We start from the raw sequence: 21,385 nt of genomic DNA on the forward strand, positions 1-21,385 counted from the left end.
TTTTTTTTAATAATATGGCTTGGAATCAGTCACCGCCGCCTCCGCAGCCGCCGCCATCTCCTCCGAAACTATCACAGTTATCCGAACTGCTGCTATAATCTCCTATATAATGATGGGAGGATGAATCCCCGCTATCATAAGTACGTTTTGATGGTTTGGAACCACTAATACCAATTACAATAATAAGAAGCAAACCCATAATAATTATTCCTGTCATGTCCATCACCCCTTATTTCTATATACGGATGAGGGATTGTTTAGTTTCAGAAAATTTACAAATTAGTAAGCTTTATTAATTTCCAGCGGGCTTTGCCGAAAAAACTAGTAAGATGCTTTTGATTAAGTAGAAAATGAGGATTCTAAAATGAAAGAAATACTGGTTTACAGATATGAGGATGTCATTCACGCCCCCATTGATCTGGTTTTTAAATACGTGGATGATGATGAAAAAATAAAGCTCTGGAATACCATGCTGATCGAAAACATATATGACAATGAGGAAAATAAACCAATCCCGCAGCCTGGGACTAAATTTGTTACCGTTCAGAAATTGGATAAAAAAATACTCAAAATCGATTCCGAGCTGATCGAATATGAGGCTCCCTATAAAGTGGTTATGCACTCCCATTCCAAAGAGGGATTAAGCATTTCAAGGTATCTCTTATCAAGGGAACATGACGGGACACGCCTGATTGTAGAAGCCAGCCTGATTCCAAGCAGCCTCTTTTATAAGCTGACAACCAAACTTTTAGGCTGGACGGCTAAATTTGTGTTTGAAGAGCAATACCAGAAATTGAAGAAATATGTTGAGAATGAAGCGGAAGAAGATTGAAAAAAGGTGTCCTCAAACGGGACACCTTTTACCTATTTACTCTTCCTTTTCAACCCATTTATCATCATCATTCTTCTCATATTTCTTCTTCACTGCACTCCAGGCTACCTTAAAGGCCGTTTCTTCTTCGTCATACTCTTCACTTGCAGAATTAAAAGCTTCCTTAAAGATTTCCTGGGCATGATGCGGAAGATTGTCTTTAACGGAGTCTGGCAGATCGCTTAGTTTATCGTATGGCATTTTTGTTTCCTCCCCTGCACAAGTACTTATATGTATTTTTCCTGATTATGTTTGTTTTAAACACAGACAAGCATACCCCTCATACAGAAAAGCTAATCGGCTGCCCGTCCATCGTTTAAATCCAATCTTTCACATAAGCCACTAATCCGACCACAGAACCAATTGCTGCGCCAAAAAGCACATAATAACGGGTTTGGAGCTGCGCGAGCTTTTTCGTCAACCTGATCCCTCCTAAAATTTGTTTCTAGATTCTACGTTTTTCCTGGAAAATGTTTCAATTTTACCATAAAAATGCTAATCTTGAATCGGCAGCACCGTCGAATCTTTTATCTCCCTCAGCGCCAGGCTGGTCTGTATTTTCGTAATCCCCAATTCATTCAGCTTCCTGATAAACATCTCCAGCCCCTTGCGATCCTTGCACGCCACTTTCAAAAGATAATCATACTCTCCTGTTAAACAATGACATTCCAAAACTTCCTTCATGGATTCCAGCGTCTTTTCAAGAGATTCCAGTTTTTCCGCCTGGTGCATATTGGTGCTCATAAACACGAAGCATAATAAGTCAAAGCCCAGCTTCTCATGACTTAGAATAGCGACATGCTCCTGGATATACCCTTCCGCTTCCAGTCGCTTAATTCTTGCATGAACAGCCGGAGCTGACAGGTTCACCCTTTTCGACAGTTCCAGATTGCTAGTCCGCGCATCCTTTTGAAGTAAATCCAAGATTTTTATATCCAGGTGATCCAATACTTTACTTACAATCGATTCCACTGTCCATCCACCCTTTTCAATTATTCCAAATCCTTTTCAAATTACATACCAAAACTGAATTTTTCTTAATTATTATCCAATATACTATTAATTATTTTAAATTAACTTCATTATACAAAATTATCTTTTGTTTAATATAAAAAATGTTAAAATTATTCATATAAACAATGTCATTGTGCACAATGGCTCTGAAAAGGGGCTAAATGACGTGAAATATTATCTTCTCCTTTTATTAACAAGCTTACTTTGGGGCGGAAATTTTATTGTTGGAAAAACGCTTGTGGACCACGCATCTCCTATTACCTTAACCATTTTAAGATGGACCATCGCCATTATCTGTCTTGTTCCTCTTGTCTGGCATAAAGAAAAACGGCTCCTGCCGCCGAAAAATGCCATCCTGCCATTATTGCTGATGGGTATCACGGGCGTTGCTTTGTTTCAGGCTCTGCAATTCATGGCACTGGAAAAGACATCGGCTACTAGTGTTGGCTTAATCTCTACATTAAATATGTTTTCCATTGCTGGCTTCTCTTTCATTTTTCTAAAGGAAAAAATAAACACACTGCAGCTCGTGTCCATGTTCGTTTCATTGTTTGGCGTCGTAATGGTCCTTTCAAAAGGCAGCCTGGAAATGCTGGTCTTACTGCAGTTTAATACCGGAGATCTTTATATGATGGCTGCAGTGGGCATGTGGGGAATCTATTCGGTCTGCAGCAAATGGGCCATGTCTTTCGTTTCACCAATGATGTCCATTCTTTACTCAGGCATATTTGGCCTTCTTGTGCTTCTGCCATTTGGTACTGCTGATTTCACCGTCACAGATGTCACTGCTTCCTTTCTTTTATCCATTTTGTATACGGGTCTGATCTCAACAGTCCTATGCATGGTGCTCTGGAACATCGGGATCAGCCAGCTGGGACCAAGCACTTCCGGCCTGTTCCTAAACTTTAATCCGATTTTCACAGCCCTCTTAGCTTTTATCTTCTTAGGAGAGGTTATGAACTGGATACAAGCCATTGGAAGCATTATTGTCATTGCGGGTTGTTTCTTATTCTCGGCACTTAAAACAAGACCTCGAAAAACAACAATGGGGATTCCTGCAACAGTGTTTAAGAGCGGGACAGAGGGACAGATGCCCCGTCCCAGTTGAAAATTGGGGACAGAATACCTGTCTGTCCCCTTGTCCTTTTCTTGTTAGTGAGCTATTGAATTAGCTGCCAGATAAAAAGCCATACAGATGCTAATCCCGCATAGCAGAATTAACATTATATAAAAAACCTTTCTCCAAAAACCGCCTATGTAGTAGATGCTTACTAAAAAGTAATAGATTAATGCACTTCCAAAAATAAACAGAAGAAATTCTTTGGTTTCTTCCTTTGATGGCAGTGGTGTCGTCACATTTGTTAAAGCCATGCCACTGAAAATAAATAAGCCTATACCATATAATAAATTTTTCAGGCTTACTTCTCTTTTATCATCTTTAGTTTTCAAGATACCTACCCCCTTAAATGATGGTACGAATTCCCAAAATGAAAGTTTCACCCAATATTTACTTTTCTGCATTTCTCTTACAGACATAGCATATAAATTAGCAAGCTCATTAACTCTAATATTTATATATCTAATAAGGGGGTGCTGAACGCGATGCAGTTTGCACCCCCAATTAATATTTTCTCGAGTCAACATGTTTGCAGAATTTCCTAATACAATTCCTTTAGAGGTGATTAAAAGTGCCAAGAGTACAATATACCGACAGCGATGTAGCTTTAATGGCAAGGATGATGAGGGCAGAGGCCGAAGGTGAAGGAAAACTGGGGATGCTGATGGTTGGAAATGTAATCGTTAACCGGCGAAAAGCTAATTGCCTCGATTTTGAAGGCTTAAGGACCATCCCGCAAGTCATTTTCCAGGTGCAGGGAGGGAATTATTCTTTTGAAGCTGTACAAAAAGGAAATGTCTTTTACAACAGGGCACGAAGTGTGGAAAAGAGATTGGCCAAACAAACCTTAGACTTTTGGAGACAGCATCCTTCCAAGTTTGCTCTCTGGTATTTCAATCCGTACGCCGCATGTCCGCCAACATGGTACGATCAACCTTTCTCAGGGCAATTCAAACAGCATTGCTATTATGAGCCTAAGGCCAATACATGTGAAGGCGCTTATATTTGGTGAACATGACCCCCACGTTTTGTGGGGGTATTAGTTAATCATATGATTTCTGTAATCGAGATTTATAAAAGTGCTATATACAAAATAGGAAAATAGCGGAAATAGTTTTGATGATAGGATTCTATATCTTTTTGGTTTAGCCTAAACATATTCATCACCCCGATTTCAGTTTATAGGCAATGGAGGGAATGGTGTATTGTGATATTTACATCTTGGAATTCCATTGTGTTCGGACAAACATAGGCTGACTGGACAATACACATCAAATCCCACCAACATCCATAAGATACACGCCGCCCATAAACACAATCCAAATGAAAACCGGCAAACCTAATGATCTCAAAGCATCTCTCCAGCCGCCGATTTGTATACGGCGTAAAACAATATCCGTAACAAAAAATAATACAGCTGCAGCTAAACTTAAGCCAAGTAAAATTAATCCAAAAAGCAAGTGAAGGAATAAGGAAATATAAAATTCCAGTTTCTTGTTTGTTTTGTAAGAAATAAACAGGGCTATGTAATCACTAATGGCAGAAGTTACTGTGCCATAAACCAAAATGACCGGGAAGCTGTACAGAAGATAGAAGGGAATGGACAACATAACTCCCTGAAAATACTCGCCAGCTGAATTAACTTCTCCGGCAAACGGATCCGCTGCAATCAGACCTAACATAACGGCGAACAGCGACCCTGCTATAGATGCAGTTATTATTTTTCTTGCCAGCATTTGACTGAAATTGTATTTGATATAAAATCATCCCTTTTAAAAAAAATATTGCAATGATCACTCACATGCTACCTTTTCACCAAATGTAAAAAGCAACAAAGACAATAAAAAATGAAACAGCTACATTTAGATACCCATACTGTTTTCTGCCTTTCATAAACTCATCCGTCCCCATCACCATCATAGACAAGCTTAACAAAAACAAATTAAAAGGCATCCACTCAAAGTTATTAGTAACTAACATATAAAGTGCTAAAGGAAGAATAATAACAGACAAAACTATTCGTAATATTTTTATAAAACACTATCCTCCCAATCAGCCGATACGCGATATTAAAACTTACAAAAAATAGTGGTAACCCACCTGGTATAATATATTCGAAATCCAAGCTCTAATCCCTCTTCAAATGGTATTTTTATGGGGATAACTACAAAATAAAAACAAAGTGCCTGCATCCACCTGCTGATAAGCAGACAGACACAGGCACTTCCCCGGATTTATTTAACATCCTTCACAAGCTCTCTCATTGAGTTCAGCTTCGAGGTCAATTCAAAGAACCATTCTTCATCTCCAGTGGAAAGAGCAAGATCAATTAGGAAATGAATCTGTTCCTTGTTGGACACTTTCGCCGCCGGGATTTTCTTAACCTGTTTGCTCTGCAGCGGAATGATTTTGCCTTCAATGGTTTTATTATCACTCGAAATCACCTTTGTCTTAATAATTCCTTCATCAAGGTTCTCGATATAGCCAATGATCAGTTCCCCTTCACGGGATTTTCCCTTAACCCAATCTCCCGTTTTTAAAATGGCATTATGGTTGGACATCATTTCATTCACCTTCTTCGAAGAGTTTTTCAAAACTGTAACATTTTTTATTACATTTTTGCTGCTGGAAAGCCTGGAAGCTTCCAATTAATTTTCTTTATGGATGAGATCAACAATATCTTTTAAGGTATAGTGCTTCAAATATTCACCCAAATGTTCCTCTGCACCTAAAAAGATGCTGATCAGAACTCTTTGCATATTCGCACCCACTACACACGCTTCATTGGAATCCGGACACTTCGGCTGAAGTGCACCTTCAGATGTAATCTTATAAATATCCCAAAGATTCACTTCACTTAAATCCCGGGCAAAAATAAAACCGCCGCCCGTTCCCTCTTTTGATTTAATAAATCCATGTTTTTTTAATAAACTCAGGACTTTTCGGATTCGGACCGGATGGACACCTGCACTTTCAGAAATCGCATCGCTCGTTGACATGCGATCCAGCTGCAGAGCGAGATAAGTTAGACTGTGAATGGCAAGAGTAAAATCGCTATTCATGGCCGGCCTCCTATATTTTCTGCTGTTATACTGTAATGTTAAGTTTTACAGATTAGCTTGTCAAGAATATACAGCCTGGAGCTAATCTAGTTAGCCAATCTTTGCAGTTCATTGTAAGAAAACGTACGAAACTTCCGTGGAAGGAAGCTGCGGATTTCGTCTTCGTTAAAGCCGACCTGGAGTCTTTTTTCATCTAAAATAATCGGTCTGCGCAGCATTTGCGGGTTATCAATAATTAATTGATATAACTCTTTCAGCGGCATGGAATCAATATTCACGTTCAGCTCCTGGTAAGCTTTTGATTTAGTAGAGATAATCTCCTCGGTTCCATTTTCTGTAAGGCGAAGAATCGATTTGATTTCATCAACGGTAAGCGGATCGGTTACAATATTCCGTTCGACATACTCAATTTGATGCTCCTCAAGCCAGGCACGGGCTTTCCGGCAGGAACCGCAGCTTGATGATAAGAATAAATTCACCATTTAAAAACACTCCCTCTATTGTGTTCGTCTTTATAAAAATGTAATAATAAAAATTACAGTTAATAGACCATTCATTTGCATTCATTTTTACTACAGGATATACTGTAATAATAATATTTACAGTTACAAAAGTCAACATGAACTTTCACTCAATTTTGCAGCCGATAATTTTTCTAAGAGCTGATATAATATTACATAACTCATTTTTTTAAAAGGATGTTTCAATTGGATTGGAAACCTGATAGAAAATCAAAAACACCTATTTATAAACAGCTGGCGATTTATATAGAAAACGGGATAGCAGATGGCACCTTCCCGCCAGACAAGCCGCTGCCCTCAGAAAGAGGATTAGCAAAACAGTTTGATATCAATAGAAGCACGGTTGTTGCTGCATATGATGAACTGGAGTCAAACGGGATCGTTGAACGTAATCGGGGAAGCGGTACGATGGTCAGCAAGGATATTTGGGGAATGGCGAAAAGACGTATTCCAAGCTGGAACCGGTATATTGAAGCAGGCTCCTTTTTGCCCAACTTACCAGTCACACAAAGGATCCATAAAGAACTGGCAGAGACAAAACTGATCAATCTGGCCAGCGGGGAGCTCTCTCACGACCTCTTTCCGTTGGCTTCCCTAAGAGAAATTACTTCCAATCGCTCTTTTATCGGGACACTGGGGTACGATCACCCGCAGGGAAATGAAATTTTGAGAAAAACACTGGCTGATCATGTAAAAGAGTACCGGGACATCGAGACCAGCCCTTCTTCCATAATGATTACATCCGGTGCCCAGCAGGCCCTGCACCTTGTCGTTCAATGCCTCTTAAAACCCGGGGACTCTGTTGCAATCGAGGATCCCTCTTATCACTACAGCCTGCCAATCTTTAAATCAGCCGGAGTCAAAACCTATTATTTAAAAACAGGCAAGTATGGAGTAAATCCTGAGGATATTATAGCCTTATATAAAAAGCATCGAATAAAGATGATCTTTTTAAATCCTATTTTTCAAAACCCTACAGGCACATTGCTTCCTGAAGACAGGCGCAGAAAAATCCTTGAATTGTCCTCTGAATACGGGATTCCGGTGGTGGAGGATGATCCTTACAGCCTAACACCCTTTACCGGTGAAAAAATGAATACACTCAAATCCCTGGATCGCGATGGCATTGTTTTATATATTAGTTCTTTGACCAAAATTGTCGCTTCCGGGCTTAGAATCGGCTGGATCATTGGCCCCAGATCGGTAATTGAGCGGTTATCAGATGCCAAGCAGCAGGTGGATTTCGGCCATGGCAGCTATTCACAATGGGTTGCGAATGATTTTATTGAGTCCGCAGAATTTGAGTCACATTTAAAATTTCTGACCAGGCAATTAGAACAGCGGAGAAACTCAATTGTTTCAAGCCTGGATCATTTTTTGGAAGACCAAGTGGAATTTAGTACACCGCAAGGCGGAATACATCTTTGGTGCCGGATCAAAAAAGAGCACAATGAAAATCAGCTGCTTGAAGAGTCAATAAAACATGGTGTCATATATGTTCCCGGAACAACCATGGGATCCGAGAAAGGGTTCGTTCGATTTACATTTGGCAGGGAAAATGAAGTAAACATTCATGAAGGGATTAAACGGTTTGCCGATGCCCTGATAAATCTCGAATAATGAAAGAACGCCTGGGTTTCAGGCGTTCTTTCTTCTTTATTAAACACTTAATTCATAATGGTAAAATTGCTCATCCCGCTTAAACCCGATTTTTTCATAGAGTCTTTGTGCAGAGAAATTATCAGGAGCCGTACTGAGGCTGAGACTTACCGCCCCTGTTTCAGCAGCGAGCTCCTTCGCTTTGTCTATGAGCTTTTCCCCTATTCCCAGATTTCTTGCCTCTGCATCCACATACAAGTCATTCAGGATCCAGGCTCTTTTCATAGATATAGATGAAAAAGTTGGGTAAAGCTGAGTAAATCCAAGATACTTTCCTTCCTTCTTCACCACATATATGACAGAATCCCTCTTTTCTAAGCGTTCTTTTATGTACTCGGCTGCTGCTTCCAAATCGGGTGCTTGTTTGTAAAATATACGATATAAATTAAATAAAGCGGAAACTCCTTCTAGATCCGCCATTGAAGCTTGATATATTTCCATTTTTATAACCACCTTTATAACTTTAATTAAGTAATTATATAAATATTAACAAATATTTGTAAACTCAATATGTACATGTATTGAAAAAGGCCCCAATCCCTTATGACTATTTTTCATATATCATCAGAATCAAAGGAGCACCCACGATCTGCATGGTAAGCTGCAGTTAATTACATCCCTCCTGCAGACAAAAAAAGCCTAGATCCAAGGATCTAGCTTTCATTTAATATTCTTAGTTTAACTGACCTTTATTGCCAGTGAGCTGTTTTGAAGGCTATCAGAAATCAGGCTGTATGCGATGACCTTTTTTCTGCGCTGTTTGACCACATCAATGCGGTCCTTATAGCTATATACGAACAGCTTGTCATCTCTTTCCAGAAACTCGATAACTATTGGTATTCCACTGAACTCAGGCCGTAAAAAAAGCTGTTCGCTGCCCGGGTGGATATAATGTTTCTTAATAAATATTCCTTCATTGAACTGATTGATAATCTGAAGTTTCTCCTTATCTTCCAGCCTATTATCACCAATTGTGACTGTAACCTCTTTCTCATCAAGCCTGGAATGAGTTTCAAATTTCCGGATCAGCCAATTAACCGTGCCGGTCGGCATACAGGTCAGCACGATTTTCAGCAGACTAACGAGAATAATAGGTACCAATACTGCCCATGTCATCTTTCTTCATCTCCATCTGTATTTAAATCCGCCAAATATAAACTCCAAGAGAAGCTAATCCGATAAAAATAATAACCACATATATTAAGGTTAAATTGGTTGTGTTCCGTTTTGTTGAACTTCCATAGTTCTCATCAGCCTTGCCTGTCAGCAGCAAAGTTGAAACCACAGCAAAAATTAAGATAATTAGAACCAGTCCAAGCATTACTCCCATGCTGCGCACCTCTTCTTTTACATTTTAATAAACTGCTATATCTAAATAATATCGCAAAAGGGCCAACAATTAACCATCCAATTAGATATAAAATTCACCATCCACTTTCACCATATAAAAAAATGCCTCTCCCATCTTATATTAGGCACGGCATAATAATCTTGAATTCTACTTATCAGGCACTCTGCTCCAATATACAAGGGTCATCATAACATCTCCAGGCACTGAAAAGATGAAATCTTTTCCATAACATCCCCCCTATGTATTGCGATACTTTCATTATAATAGCTGGCAATTAAATAATATGGAAAAATTATGTTACTATTATCAAAGACTCATTTTTCCGGGAGATAAAGATGAAGATAATTATAAGATTTTTCATGGGAATAAGCTTTCTTATTTACCTGCTTTTATTAACAGTACTGCTCTTTTTCATGTCGAGAGGATTCTGGTCAGAAATGCCTTTAATCGAATATATGAAGCAGTCCTCAAATCTTGTGCCCTTTAAAACCATTAAAGGGTATGTATTGGCTATGACCAATGGAAGCATGAATTTAATCATTCCTATAAAAAACCTTGCCGGCAATGTGGCTGCATTTTTGCCAATGGGAATTTTTCTGCCCTATTTTAGTAAAAGGCTAAACAGACATAAGTCCTTTACAATTACCATGACTGTCATAATCCTTAGTGTGGAAATTATACAGCTGGTCACAAGAAGAGGCAGTTTGGATATTGATGATTTTATTCTAAATATGATCGGAGCGTTAATAGGGTTTGGTTTATGGAAAGTGATGACAGATCGGAAAGCAAGGAAAAATGCTGTGAACGTATAATAAATGCCTGTCTAACTGGTTTAGACAGGCATTTTCATTACTTTGTTTTTTTATGAATTAATCTAATCAGCAGCAGCCCATTTATGGCCAGCATAATTACTGCCACTATCGTTAAAAGGGCAATATCAGGTGCAAAGACAGAGATGGAATGCCAAGGTGAAGATGTACAAGCTGTGAAAACAGGGATTAGTGCAGCTGACAGACCAATAAAAATCAGCCCTACGGAAAGTCCTTTTCCCTTTTTTAGAAACTTCCGGGTTCTGAATCTTTTCCATAAATAGATTGAAAGTATTACTAGCAGGAGGACGCAACCCAGCAGAATGTATTGTATGGTCAAACTATGATTAGGTACTTGTTCAGGCTCATCGCCATTTAATAGACTAATAATATGTTCCTTCAGATAGTAAAGTCCATCTTCCTCTAAAATATGATTCTTATTTGTCAGAATCACACCGCCCCAGCTGGTTCCCGGAATATAAAAGATTTCTGCATGCGAATCAGGGGTAGAACCAGAATGCCAAATTATTTCTTTGGGAGTATCCGGTCCTGATATGCGGATTCCTAAACCATAATACCGGTCTTCTCCAGTTTGGACCTGCGGTGTCTTAAATAAATCCAAAGTTTTATCACTGATAAAATGCTCCGGCCCTTTCCCGCTCAATAATTTTACAAATTGGACCATATCTGCAGAACTGGCCGTAATGTATCCGTATGGTGCCCCGGCGTCATCATAGGCTACAGAACTTTTCACCGGAAATCCAAACCAGGATTGATACCCGCTCAGGTAGCCCTTCTCATAAGCTCCCTCTTTATCAGCCGCAGCGTATTTCATCCCTAAGGGATCAAAAATTTGCTGTTCCATGTACTCTTCATAGGACATTCCCGTCAGTTCTTCAATCATCGCTCCCAAGATTAAGAAATTGGCATTGCTGTATTGATGCTTTTCACCAGGTGCAGCAGTCAGTTCAACTTCAGCCAGTTTCTTGACTTGATGCTTAATAGCCTTACTGCCTGTTAACTCTTTATCAGATAGGGCAAGCCCGTCATAGGTGCTGAACCCGCTTGTCTGCGCGAGCAATTGCTCCACTGTGATTTCGCCCGCTTTCCCCTTGTTCAGTTTCAACCACGGAAGATATTCTTCAATACTGGCATCCAGGCGGATAGTTCCATTATCAGCTAATTTCATAATGGCCATTGCCGTTAATGATTTGCTTATGGAGCCAATCGTAAAAGGAGTTTGTTCTGTAACCTCCTCCTCTGATTCTCCAGTAACTCCCCATGATTTTGAAAAAAATAGTTCATTATTATTGACGAAGGCAACTGAAGCCCCTGGAACTTGATAGTCTTCCAGGTAATCCTTAATTGCCTTCTCAATTTTTGCTTCGATGTCTTCTTCAGCTGAAGCCGAATTTTCAGGCAAACAACTAAATGAAGTGAACAAGATAAGAATCAATATTATTTTTAATAAACTGGACGGCAAGACTGCCATATAACCTCTCCCTCTACCAATGTCCTTGATCAACGGTTTGTCCTGTTGCTGGAATGCTAAAAAATATAATTGATTTCATCTTACCTGTATTTGGAAATACCAATAATGAGCCTCAGCTTTATTTCAAATAGGACTTGAGATGTAATAGAAGATCGGACTCTTTTCATCAAGGTGGATAATGCAGGGAATGACTGGTAAATTCGGAGGGTAAATACGGCCAAGCGTACTTTACAAGCTGGGTTTCAGGAGATAGGAGGCTGGCCCCACCTGCTTTAAGCTTTAGCAAACGTGGTCAGGCAACTATTTTAAGTACAATAAGAGCTGCTATCTAATAAAGGATAAGACTTATAATCTTATCCCCGTTACTTCCTTATCTATTAATGCAGGTAATTCTAAAATGGATTTTAAATTAGGACTTTTTTTATAAGGCAGCATATCAATGCTTCCAATTTTAGCAGCAACATCATACTCTCCAATAATGGTGTCTAATAATATAAAAGCAGCATTTTCCCATTCTTCAAAATCAGAATCATAGCCTTTGAGATATAGAACAATGTCTAAAGTATCACCATTTTTTCTGTAAGTGAAATAGACATCATCAGGCCCTAAACGTATATCCTCATATTCTATAGTGGATATATCATCAACAGTACTTTTTTGGCGAAAGGCAATTATTTTAAAGCCTGCAAGCTGGGGTGCATTTTCAACAAGGCCAATGACATCTGGAAAGGCAGACAAGATGCCATCAGCGCTTATTATAAACTCTCTCTTTCCTTCGATAAGATCTGCACTAAATTCAAATGCTAAATCTGCATTTATCTTAGATAACTGTTTACTTAGTTTGTTGAACAATGAATTTAAATTTCCTTCTTCTAACAGATAATAGCCTTGTGAATTCTTTTCAAACCAGATCCAGAAGTCAGTAACTGTATAGTTTCTTCCAAAGATTTTTTTGAACATAGTGTCCATCCTTTTTGAGTAATTTTATTAATTATGCCTCCAATTTTTGAGGGATATCGTTTGATCAAAATACTGAAGATCAAGAGGTCATTAACCAGGTTAAGGACGCATTTTCCAAAAATTTGAATTGGAAGCAAAATTTCCAGATGGAACCGAAAAAGAATATTCAGAAACGAAAACTCAATAAAAACAAATGAGTTCAGAAGCATTGCCTCCTGAGCTCATTTTACGTGCCTCAGCTATACCAGATCATCTTGGCACTCACCTAAAGTCTGATGCAGTAGTTTATTGAGACGTATTTTCCCAAGTCTTTTGTTCAAAGCTATTCTCAACATATACAAGTCTTCCGCTTAAGCCCAACCCTTCCCTTCGATTCCACCTTCTCAATATATTCCTTGGCTAAAGGCACTTTACAGGCTGTGTTTCCAACATCCACATGCACTTTTCCGATATGCTCAGCAATATTCTTCGCTTCCTCATTCAGTTCAGGTACATAAGAGCCCACTGAGATAACAAAGCCGTTCATCACATACCTTACTCGGTTTCTTTCTTCATGAATGGTATTTTTAACTTGTGTCAATAATGCTTTTATTTCACTTATATCAAGCTCATTATCAGGTGTAATCGATACATAATTTGAATACGTGTTCCAGCCGCAGACCGAAACCATTTCATCCTCGGATTTGATCCACTCCCGGGCCAATTCAAGAGCATACTCACTTTCGGCCGCCACCTGGGCAACTGTATACTCCGCAGCCATGTACCAATATGCCTTTTCAGCCCATTCCTGTAAAGTCTCTTTTTTCATTAGCTTTGGATTGACAGACAGCCCTGCCAGATACATCGCATCATGATTTCCTGATTCATATAATTGAAGTGCCAGCTCATGATCCTTCTTTACAAACTTTACCAGATTTTTTAAATCTCCAACCTTCACACCAAAAAAAGGCTCCTTCGCCCCGTGATTTTTGAAAGTCTTCTTCGTCTGCTCTGTACCAAGCTCTTCAAGCTTTTGCATGATTTCTTCATAAGTCATGATCCTCACCCTTTCAACAATTGCTCCTATACATTATTGGCCTTGAGCCTTTACTTTAAGCCGAAGTTTATATGTTTTTTAAAAAACTAATATCATAGGGGCTGCAACCAGCCTGCATGGTCATTACCCTGTACTTTTTAACCCTCACCGTAGTATTCAGCAAAATAGAAGAATTCATATTTTCTAACTAAATAGTTTCTCAACTTTCCTTGAGTCGCTTTTTCAACAGGAGGTTCCGTTAATGTATAAGCTTTAGCATTTAACTCAGCAAACCTATCCCGATCCACCTCATTATGAAAGTCGTCTTCAATAATCCCTGAACCGATGGCAGCTGCAGGATATCCGCTGAAAAAGACGTGGGTTCTTAATGCCATGTTTGGAGTTGAATGAAGCAGAATCAGCAGTACTCCCAAAACCGCTAATGGTATCAGTTTTTTCATAAGTGCTCCTTCATGCGCACGCAATCCGGCTTTTTTAGCCTGCCAATATAGAAAGAAGTCCAAGCTGTTCGATGAAAAATAAGATTACAGCCGTGAGCGGAATAACCCTAATGCGCTGAAAATGATTTTTAGGCAAAACAATTCACAAAAACACTGCTAACAGCAAAACAAATCCTTTTGGGATGGAGTAAGTATAGATAAAACTAAACCCTTCACCAATAAGCAGGCTGATCGGCATAGCAGCACAAAACGCTGCAAGCCACCCTGCCCCTCTCGCAAACCATACAGTATAGCCGCAAACAGGAGAAAGCAAGGCAATGCTCCCCCAATAGATAAATTGGGACTTTGGAAAAAATCCGAACAGAATCATAGAATACAAATAGTAAGCCGACAGCATCGCAGAAAAGAACACTAAAACATGCAGACCAGCAGCCATTGGCGTTCGGCTCCAGGCTGCAAGCAAAGAAGCTGCTTCTATCCAGAATCCAAGGCCAGAGCCAATTAACCCCAAAGCTGAACCATCTGCGTATTTGGCTATAAGCCCTAACAATGCTCCCAAAGCGAACACCGCTAGAGCAGTACCTATTATCCACTTGACAGTTAAATGGTGGCTTGTTTCAGCCCTTTCCTCTTCCAAACCTTTCATCGGCACATTTCTAAGGAATAGCAGAATCAGTCCTGGAATACCTATATTGCTAACAAATCTTTACCTCCCTCCAGCCAATATTAAAATCAAGCTTTAGTCTCTCTCTTTTATTTAAACTTTTTTACACAAACATTTCATCCTAAATATGTGAATTTTCAACAAAAATCATAAACAGTAAAAAACACCCATAAATTTCTGTTGCGTTTTTTTACAAAAAAGGGTAATTTTATATAATATAGAATAAATTGTTACATCTGTTGTATTGGATTGAAAACTTACAGCTTCAAGGAGAGAAAGAGAGAATATGTTAAGAAAAAAGGGGATTAAAACACATGCAAAAGTATAGAAGGAGAAACACGCCAGCTTTTACATTTTTAGCATACTTTACACTGATTGCCGGCGCTGGGCTGTTTCTGATCGGACTTTACAATGCTGATATGGAGCTTAATGAAAAAGGGTATTACATTGCCGTCATGCTTCTGGTGGCGGTCGGGTCCATTCTGACTCAGAAAGTGACAAGGGACAATGCCGAAGATGCGGAAATCATGGCAGAGCAGGAGCGCAGATCAGCTAAAATTGAGCAATAATACACAAGCTCAGAAAGGCTTCTGGGCTTTTTCTTTTGATTTAAATTTAAAACGTATTGACTTTAATACTTAAAAGCGTTTAAGATATAAAGCATCCTAATACTTAAATGCTTTGAAGGAATTGAAGTAGTGGTATCCTCCCTGTTGCAGAGAGCTGGTGGTGCTGAAAACCAGTACAAAGGAGATCACGAATTACGTTTCTGGAGCTTCTTATTTCTTTTCTGAAATAAGACGGTTTAGCCGTTATTCTGTGAAGTGGTAAGTTCTTACTTACAATCAGGGTGGTACCGCGAATAAATTCGTCCCTGCTGAATGAACATTCAGCAGGGATTTTTTATACCTGAATACTTTCGCACTTAAAAGCGTTTAAGCATAAAAAGCTAATAAAAGGAGACATACCAAATGAAGAAATCGATACCCTTGCACTTACGTCCATTTACAGCCCAGCAGCATTACAATGCTTACAGCCCCATTGATCATGCGGTTTGGAGATATGTGATGAGGCAAAACCATCATTTCCTTGAGGACATCGCCCATGATGCATTCACTTCAGGTCTGAAGTCATCCGGCATTTCCATCGACAGCATTCCACGGGTAAGTGAAATGAACGAGCATTTAGATAAAATCGGCTGGGGAGCTGTCATTGTCGACGGATTGATTCCCGGCACAGCATTTTTTGATTTTCAAGCGCATGGCATTCTTCCAATTGCAACGGATATACGCCAGAAGACCAATATCGAATACACACCCGCTCCTGACATTCTCCATGAAGCGGCGGGGCATGCGCCGATTTTATTTGATGAAACCTACTCAGAGTTTGTTAAATTAATAGGGAATATCGGAGCTAACGCTTTTGCGACAAAAGAAGAACATGAGGTGTTTGAGGCAACCAGGCATTTATCGATTGTCATGGAAAGGCCAGCTTCAACTGAAGAAGAAATTGAAGCAGCCAAACAGCGATTAAAGGAAAAACAGCAGCACGTAAAAGGACTTTCTGAAGCTGAGCAAATCTCCCGGATTTTCTGGTGGACGGTCGAATTTGGCCTGATTGGCGACCTGCAGAAGCCCAAGATCTTTGGTGCAGGACTGCTGTCATCTGTGGGTGAAAGCAAGCATTGCCTGTCCGATCAGGTGAAGAAACGCCGATTCACAATTGAAGATGCTATTAACACCAGCTATGACGTTACATCTATGCAGACCCAGCTATTTGTTTGCGAAAGCTTTGAACAATTGATAGAGGAAGTGACGAGATTCGGCGAGTCCATGTCCTTCAGGCAAGGTGGAACAGCGGCTATCGAAAAAGCAATCGCTTCAAGCCAGGTTGCGCACATCGAACTCAATTCAGGCATTCAAATTACTGGTCTTTTCACTGATATCATGAAGGATGCAGAAGGTGAAGCCATCTATGTCAAAACGACAGGTCCGAGTGCCCTTTCGTTTCAAAATGAACAAATTAATCATCATGGTCCTGATATTCACCATGACGGCTTTGGAGCGCCGATCGGAAAATTGGCTGGAGGCATTAGGCTTGAAAATCAAACGGAACAGAGCCTGAAAAAACTTGGCATCGAGATGAATAAAATGATGCAAATCACCTTCGAAAGCGGAGTAGAAATTTCCGGCCATGTGACGAATCTTTTATTTAATCATGATTCCCTTGTTTTAATATCACTTGAAGAATGTCTCGTCAAAAAGGGAGATGAAATCTTTTTCGACCCCACTTGGGGCACCTATGATTTAGCTGTGGGCAGCCAGATTGTTTCTGCACGTCCACTCGCAGCCGATTACGCTGCATTCCACGGAGAATCTGTTATGAATGAAGAAAGCCCTAAAGAAGGAACAGTCCTAACCCCTCTAGAAGAATTATATGCGGAAGTAAGACAAATCCGGGAAACGAATTTCCCTCAAGATGTCCTTCTTCACAGTGTTATCGGAAAAATTCTCGATGAGTTCCCGGAAGAATGGCTGCTTCAGCTGGAAGTTCTGGAACTGCTTGAAAAGCATGACAAAGAATCGCCTTTGAAAAAACTGCTCCTGGACCAGCTTGAAAAGTTAAGTAAGGAAGAACGCTATGTCCGCCTGATTCAAAACGGACTCGATGTCATCTTAGATCGGAGGCATGTCACAGTATGACAAAAATAAGTGAAGAAGAAATAGCCCGGAAACTATCCATGCTGCCGGACTGGAAAAGAAAAGACAGCAAATGGATTGAACGGCGCTATCGCTTCAAAGAATATTTAGACGGTATCGCCTTCGTAAATAAAATTGCATCACTTGCTGAAAACGAAAATCATCATCCTTTTATCGCCATTCAATACAAAATGGTGATTGTCTCCCTCACTTCCTGGAGTGAAAATGGGCTGACAGGTCTGGATTTTAAGCTAGCCCGGCAGATAGATGATGTTTACCTTGCAGACCATAATTAAGAAATTAAGTGCCTGTTGAAGATGACGGGCACTTACTTTTCCCTTTCATCAAGTGGATTTTCATATTCCCGTACAAGAAATTTCGATGCCTAGAACACTCCAAAGCCTAACATCATACATTAAAGCAAAGTTGTTAGCAGGTCACTAATAAAGTCAGAAGAGCGTTAAGAGGTTAATCATTCTCATAAAAAAATACTCAAGCCCCATTTAGATTTTAAACTAAATGGGGCTTTTCTGCCTTCTTCAGTTTGCGTATTAACCACTTCTGCCCCTAACGCCTTCATTAGTTCCTGCTTTTCAATGCTGAATTTTTGAGGTACAACACAGATGATTTTGATCTTCTTTCCTATAGCAGCCAGCGCTAAGCCGATCCCTGTATTCCCTGCAGTCGGTTCAATTACAGCGCCGTCTTCCGGGAGAAGTCCATCCTTAATCGCTGTCTGAATCAGCTTCTGTCCTAACCGGTCCTTTACACTCCGCCCGGGTTAAAATATTCAAGCTTTGCAAAAACATTTACTCCTTGCGGAATAGCATAGTGTTTGATTATCACAAGAGGGGTATGCCCAATCAGTTCTTTCACGCTGCTGTAATAATTCATCGTCAGCACTCTGTTTTTCAGAAAGAATGGTTACTCTTTTTCATTGCGTTTTTTGGATATTATTACGTTCTTTTTAATCCTTATTATCCCTACTTGTATAGAATGTTTTAAGTTTACTTTTATTAATTATCAGCTAAAAAATCAGCTGGCATCTGAGAATTAAGGCAGATTGCAAAGTTGCCAAGTGAGACATTAATTCATACTATACCAATAAGTATTATATGAATTAATAGGAGTGATTTTACAATGGGACGTGAATTTGTAGAGTTGTTTGACCATTGGGCAGAATCCTATGATGAGACTGTGGCCGGTAAAGACCTTGAATATCAGGAGGTGTTTATGAATTATGAACAGATTCTTTATAAAGTAGCCGATCTTGTTCATGGGAATGTAGTGGAATTCGGTACAGGTACAGGCAACTTAACTCAAATGCTTCTGGAGAAAGGCTGTTCAGTAGTCGGAGTTGAACCTTCTGCTGCCATGAGGAAAATAGCAAGCAAAAAAATGCCTCATCTCACAATATTGGATGGTGACTTCTTAAGCTTTCAATTGAATGGCCCTATAGATGCTTTCGTCAGCACCTACGCATTCCATCATTTAGAAGACAGCGAAAAAGCCAATGCCATCTCTAAATACAGCGCCCTCCTTACAACTGGCGGAAAAGTTGTTTTTGCCGATACTGTCTTTCGCAGCAAGGACAAAAAAGAGATTTTTATCCAGGAAGCTAAAAACAAACACTACCTCAGCCTGGCGCAAGACCTGGAAACAGAATACTATACAACCATCCACATATTAGAAAGCATGTTTCATTCCAATGGATTCTCTGTTGAGTTTAAGCAGCTAAATCGATATGTGTGGCTAATAGATGCAGAGAAACTTTAGGAAAACGGATCTCAATGACTGAAAACCCTGCTGATCCATAAGCTATTCAGCAGGATTTTCTCTGCCTTAAGCATCCAGTTTGACTTATAAAATATTTTGCAGTATATTAATTGACGTATCAATGATTGACCTATCAATTATCTAAAAAGGCGGGGATGCTGTGTTCAAATGTTCTAAGCAAGAAGAATTAATTGCTGCCCGGCTGTTTGAGCTCAATAAGCAGACAATGCCGAAGTTTGAACGCTGTACAGGCATCAGCCAGTCACGGCTTGAGATTCTCCGGGAGCTTTTTGAAGCGGAAGAAATTACACAGCGGGAGCTTCAGAAAAAAGTAAATATCGATCATGCTGCTGTCACGAGACATCTAAAACAGCTTGAAGAAAAAGGCATGGTGATCCGCAGGAAAAATCCTGCAGATAACCGTTTTACTTATGTCAGCCTGACAGAGGAAGGCAAAACGAAGATTGCTGCTTACTGTGAAGAAAAGCAATTGTTTATTTCCAAAATCCTGAACGGCTTTTCGGAGCTTGAGCGAAGCACACTATTAAATATGCTCACTCGCATCCAGGAAAATGTAGATAATCTTTAATTTTTTCATCCAGAAAAACATAAAGGAGAGTTCACCATGAATAAAACCATTATCAATGACTTTAAAGAAATCGTTAAAGGCCGCCGTTCCATCCGTAATTATGACCCAACAGTCAAAATCAGCAGAGAAGAAATGGCTGAAATCCTGGAGGAAGCCTCTTTAGCTCCTTCATCTGTAAACCTGCAGCCATGGCGTTTTGTGGTAATCGATTCAAAAGAAGGCAAAGAAACACTGGCACCACTTGCAAAATTCAATCAAAGGCAAGTAGAGACATCAGCAGCTGTTGTTGCCGTCTTTGTTGATATGAAAAGCGAAGCCTTCATTGAAAAAATTTATGATACTGCAGTTGAAAAAGGATACATGCCTGCTGATGTAAGAGACAAGCAGGTTCCAGCCATCAAAGGTTTAGCAGAAAATATGACATTCGAGCAAAAGAAAGAAATGAACCTGATTGATGCCGGTCTCGTATCCATGCAGCTAATGCTTGCAGCCCGCGCCCATGGCTATGATACTAATCCAATTGGCGGATATGAAAAAGACCGCATTGCCGAAGCCTTTGATTTGGACAAGGAACGCTACTATCCTGTCATGCTAATCTCCATCGGGAAAGCTGCTGATCAAGGCTACAAATCGGTCCGCCTGCCTGTTGAAGATATCACGGAGTGGAAATAACTCACAAAGGAGAAATGCAACATGATCATTATTCATGCTGGCTTCCAAATACAAACTGATAAAGAAGATGATTTTCTGGTTGAAATGCGTCCGCTGATTGAGGCTTCCAGAGCAGAAGAAGGCAATATCTCTTATGACCTTGTAAAAGATACAGAAAAAGCGGGGGCTTATACTATGGTGGAACTGTGGAAGGATATGGACGCTGTGAAGTTCCACAACCAGACTGAACACTTTACATCATTTACGGCAAAAGCACCTGAGTATTTTGCTGCCCCTCCTCAGGTGGAAGTATATGATGCGAAACCTGTAGATAAAAAGTAAATGATAGACATAAAGACGCTTGGGGAAGCAGATTCCCAAGCGTTGTTTTCACTTTATATTCTCATTCTGATCATGATAAGCAATGAGAATGACTTCTTCTCCCTTTTCCTCACTTAAGCGCTTTTCCAGATTATGCACCTGCTGCAGATCCCCGTCGGACAAATTTGCAAATTGATATTCTTTATCCATTTTTCATCACCTTTTCCTTGTAAGATACCTAAAGTTTGTGTTGACCAAACGTTTTTATACACATAAAGTGAAACTTCAATCAGTGGGGGTTTTCCTTATCCCCCACTGATTGTTAGTTGAGGCCCACAGGAAGTGGGTCACAA

29 protein-coding genes, 1 pseudogene and 1 other annotated feature are annotated in these 21,385 nt (G+C 39.8%); of the genes and pseudogenes, 12 read left to right on the plus strand and 18 right to left on the minus strand.

The window, feature by feature from the left end; all coding sequences use genetic code 11:
- Nucleotides 1–25: 25 nt before the first annotated feature.
- Nucleotides 26–217 (minus strand): hypothetical protein, encoded by a 192-nt coding sequence (locus tag BK139_RS14520; RefSeq protein ID WP_076260033.1) that lies wholly within the window; start codon nt 215–217, stop codon nt 26–28.
- A 147-nt stretch (nt 218–364) separates the two neighbouring features.
- Here BK139_RS14520 and BK139_RS14525 point away from each other — a divergent pair, with 147 nt between their 5' ends.
- Nucleotides 365–832: an SRPBCC domain-containing protein gene (locus BK139_RS14525; RefSeq protein WP_076260036.1), complete on the plus strand. Its 468-nt coding sequence runs from the start codon at nt 365–367 to the stop codon at nt 830–832.
- Nucleotides 833–868: 36 nt separating this feature from the next.
- Here the strand turns inward: BK139_RS14525 and BK139_RS14530 are convergent, their stop codons facing one another.
- Both BK139_RS14530 and BK139_RS14535 read right to left on the minus strand, forming a co-directional pair.
- Nucleotides 869–1,072 carry a ChaB family protein gene (locus tag BK139_RS14530; protein WP_035325486.1) on the minus strand — a complete coding sequence of 68 codons (204 nt, stop codon included), beginning with the start codon at nt 1,070–1,072 and terminating at the stop codon, nt 869–871.
- Nucleotides 1,073–1,366: 294 nt separating this feature from the next.
- Nucleotides 1,367–1,843, minus strand: coding sequence for an Lrp/AsnC family transcriptional regulator (locus BK139_RS14535; protein ID WP_076260039.1), 477 nt, complete (start codon nt 1,841–1,843; stop codon nt 1,367–1,369).
- Nucleotides 1,844–2,051: 208 nt separating this feature from the next.
- Here BK139_RS14535 and BK139_RS14540 point away from each other — a divergent pair, with 208 nt between their 5' ends.
- A complete protein-coding gene (locus BK139_RS14540) occupies nt 2,052–2,993 on the plus strand; it encodes a DMT family transporter (protein WP_076260042.1) in 942 nt (313 codons plus the stop codon).
- Nucleotides 2,994–3,037: 44 nt separating this feature from the next.
- On the opposite strand, the gene BK139_RS14545 is transcribed toward BK139_RS14540, so the two are convergent.
- The gene (locus tag BK139_RS14545) at nt 3,038–3,334 is read right to left on the minus strand and encodes a hypothetical protein (protein ID WP_076260045.1); all 297 of its coding nucleotides are present in this window, start codon (nt 3,332–3,334) and stop codon (nt 3,038–3,040) included.
- A gap of 239 nt (nt 3,335–3,573) precedes the next feature.
- Between BK139_RS14545 and BK139_RS14550 the strand changes: the two genes are divergently transcribed.
- On the plus strand, nt 3,574–4,014 hold the full coding sequence (locus BK139_RS14550) for a cell wall hydrolase (RefSeq protein WP_076260048.1): 441 nt from the start codon (nt 3,574–3,576) through the stop codon (nt 4,012–4,014).
- A gap of 259 nt (nt 4,015–4,273) precedes the next feature.
- Here the strand turns inward: BK139_RS14550 and BK139_RS14555 are convergent, their stop codons facing one another.
- The 4 genes from BK139_RS14555 to spxA form a co-directional block, all read right to left on the minus strand.
- Nucleotides 4,274–4,684, minus strand: a complete 411-nt coding sequence (locus BK139_RS14555) for a hypothetical protein (RefSeq protein WP_286148894.1) — start codon at nt 4,682–4,684, stop codon at nt 4,274–4,276.
- Nucleotides 4,685–5,236: 552 nt separating this feature from the next.
- Complete coding sequence (locus BK139_RS14565) at nt 5,237–5,566, minus strand: IDEAL domain-containing protein (RefSeq protein WP_076260130.1); 330 nt, start codon at nt 5,564–5,566, stop codon at nt 5,237–5,239.
- Nucleotides 5,567–5,650: 84 nt separating this feature from the next.
- A complete protein-coding gene (locus tag BK139_RS14570; RefSeq protein WP_076260054.1) occupies nt 5,651–6,064 on the minus strand; it encodes an RrF2 family transcriptional regulator in 414 nt (137 codons plus the stop codon).
- Nucleotides 6,065–6,150: 86 nt separating this feature from the next.
- A complete protein-coding gene (gene spxA / locus BK139_RS14575) occupies nt 6,151–6,546 on the minus strand; it encodes a transcriptional regulator SpxA (RefSeq protein WP_076260056.1) in 396 nt (131 codons plus the stop codon).
- A gap of 225 nt (nt 6,547–6,771) precedes the next feature.
- On the opposite strand from spxA, the gene pdxR reads away from it, so the two are divergent.
- The gene (pdxR, locus tag BK139_RS14580) at nt 6,772–8,205 is read left to right on the plus strand and encodes a MocR-like pyridoxine biosynthesis transcription factor PdxR (protein ID WP_076260059.1); all 1,434 of its coding nucleotides are present in this window, start codon (nt 6,772–6,774) and stop codon (nt 8,203–8,205) included.
- Between the two features lie 39 nt (nt 8,206–8,244).
- Here pdxR and BK139_RS14585 read toward each other — a convergent pair whose 3' ends face one another.
- From BK139_RS14585 to BK139_RS14595, 3 genes are all read right to left on the minus strand, one after another.
- On the minus strand, nt 8,245–8,685 hold the full coding sequence (locus BK139_RS14585; protein WP_076260062.1) for a GNAT family N-acetyltransferase: 441 nt from the start codon (nt 8,683–8,685) through the stop codon (nt 8,245–8,247).
- Between the two features lie 237 nt (nt 8,686–8,922).
- Nucleotides 8,923–9,360: a YfmQ family protein gene (locus tag BK139_RS14590; protein WP_076260065.1), complete on the minus strand. Its 438-nt coding sequence runs from the start codon at nt 9,358–9,360 to the stop codon at nt 8,923–8,925.
- A gap of 22 nt (nt 9,361–9,382) precedes the next feature.
- Nucleotides 9,383–9,574 carry a hypothetical protein gene (locus tag BK139_RS14595; protein WP_076260068.1) on the minus strand — a complete coding sequence of 64 codons (192 nt, stop codon included), beginning with the start codon at nt 9,572–9,574 and terminating at the stop codon, nt 9,383–9,385.
- 356 nt (nt 9,575–9,930) lie between these two features.
- On the opposite strand from BK139_RS14595, the gene BK139_RS14600 reads away from it, so the two are divergent.
- Nucleotides 9,931–10,407 (plus strand): VanZ family protein, encoded by a 477-nt coding sequence (locus tag BK139_RS14600; RefSeq protein WP_076260070.1) that lies wholly within the window; start codon nt 9,931–9,933, stop codon nt 10,405–10,407.
- 37 nt (nt 10,408–10,444) lie between these two features.
- Here the strand turns inward: BK139_RS14600 and BK139_RS14605 are convergent, their stop codons facing one another.
- The 5 genes from BK139_RS14605 to BK139_RS14625 all read right to left on the minus strand — a co-directional run bounded on the left by BK139_RS14605 (nt 10,445) and on the right by BK139_RS14625 (nt 14,978).
- Nucleotides 10,445–11,896, minus strand: a complete 1,452-nt coding sequence (locus tag BK139_RS14605) for a serine hydrolase domain-containing protein (protein ID WP_076260073.1) — start codon at nt 11,894–11,896, stop codon at nt 10,445–10,447.
- A 345-nt stretch (nt 11,897–12,241) separates the two neighbouring features.
- The gene (locus BK139_RS14610) at nt 12,242–12,856 is read right to left on the minus strand and encodes a hypothetical protein (protein ID WP_076260076.1); all 615 of its coding nucleotides are present in this window, start codon (nt 12,854–12,856) and stop codon (nt 12,242–12,244) included.
- Nucleotides 12,857–13,184: 328 nt separating this feature from the next.
- On the minus strand, nt 13,185–13,892 hold the full coding sequence (locus tag BK139_RS14615; protein ID WP_076260078.1) for a DNA alkylation repair protein: 708 nt from the start codon (nt 13,890–13,892) through the stop codon (nt 13,185–13,187).
- 137 nt (nt 13,893–14,029) lie between these two features.
- The gene (locus BK139_RS14620) at nt 14,030–14,332 is read right to left on the minus strand and encodes a hypothetical protein (protein WP_076260081.1); all 303 of its coding nucleotides are present in this window, start codon (nt 14,330–14,332) and stop codon (nt 14,030–14,032) included.
- Between the two features lie 142 nt (nt 14,333–14,474).
- On the minus strand, nt 14,475–14,978 hold the full coding sequence (locus BK139_RS14625; RefSeq protein ID WP_076260084.1) for a hypothetical protein: 504 nt from the start codon (nt 14,976–14,978) through the stop codon (nt 14,475–14,477).
- Nucleotides 14,979–15,310: 332 nt separating this feature from the next.
- Between BK139_RS14625 and BK139_RS14630 the strand changes: the two genes are divergently transcribed.
- From BK139_RS14630 to BK139_RS14640, 3 genes are all read left to right on the plus strand, one after another.
- Complete coding sequence (locus BK139_RS14630) at nt 15,311–15,565, plus strand: YiaA/YiaB family inner membrane protein (RefSeq protein ID WP_076260087.1); 255 nt, start codon at nt 15,311–15,313, stop codon at nt 15,563–15,565.
- A 103-nt stretch (nt 15,566–15,668) separates the two neighbouring features.
- Nucleotides 15,669–15,875, plus strand: a binding site (T-box leader).
- Between the two features lie 92 nt (nt 15,876–15,967).
- Nucleotides 15,968–17,698 carry an aromatic amino acid hydroxylase gene (locus BK139_RS14635; protein WP_076260090.1) on the plus strand — a complete coding sequence of 577 codons (1,731 nt, stop codon included), beginning with the start codon at nt 15,968–15,970 and terminating at the stop codon, nt 17,696–17,698.
- Nucleotides 17,695–17,991, plus strand: coding sequence for a 4a-hydroxytetrahydrobiopterin dehydratase (locus BK139_RS14640; RefSeq protein WP_076260093.1), 297 nt, complete (start codon nt 17,695–17,697; stop codon nt 17,989–17,991). Before BK139_RS14635 ends, BK139_RS14640 begins: the two co-directional genes overlap by 4 nt.
- A gap of 236 nt (nt 17,992–18,227) precedes the next feature.
- Here the strand turns inward: BK139_RS14640 and BK139_RS14645 are convergent.
- Nucleotides 18,228–18,589: pseudogene (locus BK139_RS14645) on the minus strand (pyridoxal-phosphate dependent enzyme); the annotation flags it as partial.
- 246 nt (nt 18,590–18,835) lie between these two features.
- On the opposite strand from BK139_RS14645, the gene BK139_RS14650 reads away from it, so the two are divergent.
- The 4 genes from BK139_RS14650 to BK139_RS14665 all read left to right on the plus strand — a co-directional run bounded on the left by BK139_RS14650 (nt 18,836) and on the right by BK139_RS14665 (nt 21,053).
- Nucleotides 18,836–19,471, plus strand: coding sequence for a class I SAM-dependent methyltransferase (locus BK139_RS14650; protein WP_076260096.1), 636 nt, complete (start codon nt 18,836–18,838; stop codon nt 19,469–19,471).
- A 160-nt stretch (nt 19,472–19,631) separates the two neighbouring features.
- Complete coding sequence (locus BK139_RS14655) at nt 19,632–20,060, plus strand: MarR family winged helix-turn-helix transcriptional regulator (RefSeq protein ID WP_076260099.1); 429 nt, start codon at nt 19,632–19,634, stop codon at nt 20,058–20,060.
- 36 nt (nt 20,061–20,096) lie between these two features.
- The gene (locus BK139_RS14660) at nt 20,097–20,732 is read left to right on the plus strand and encodes a nitroreductase family protein (RefSeq protein ID WP_076260102.1); all 636 of its coding nucleotides are present in this window, start codon (nt 20,097–20,099) and stop codon (nt 20,730–20,732) included.
- A gap of 21 nt (nt 20,733–20,753) precedes the next feature.
- Nucleotides 20,754–21,053, plus strand: a complete 300-nt coding sequence (locus BK139_RS14665) for a putative quinol monooxygenase (RefSeq protein ID WP_076260105.1) — start codon at nt 20,754–20,756, stop codon at nt 21,051–21,053.
- A gap of 48 nt (nt 21,054–21,101) precedes the next feature.
- On the opposite strand, the gene BK139_RS24040 is transcribed toward BK139_RS14665, so the two are convergent.
- On the minus strand, nt 21,102–21,242 hold the full coding sequence (locus BK139_RS24040) for a hypothetical protein (RefSeq protein WP_175609129.1): 141 nt from the start codon (nt 21,240–21,242) through the stop codon (nt 21,102–21,104).
- Nucleotides 21,243–21,385: the final 143 nt, after the last annotated feature.

Origin of the sequence: Paenibacillus sp. FSL R5-0490 (assembly GCF_001956215.1) — a bacterium.
GTDB lineage: Bacteria > Bacillota > Bacilli > Bacillales > Cytobacillaceae > Cytobacillus.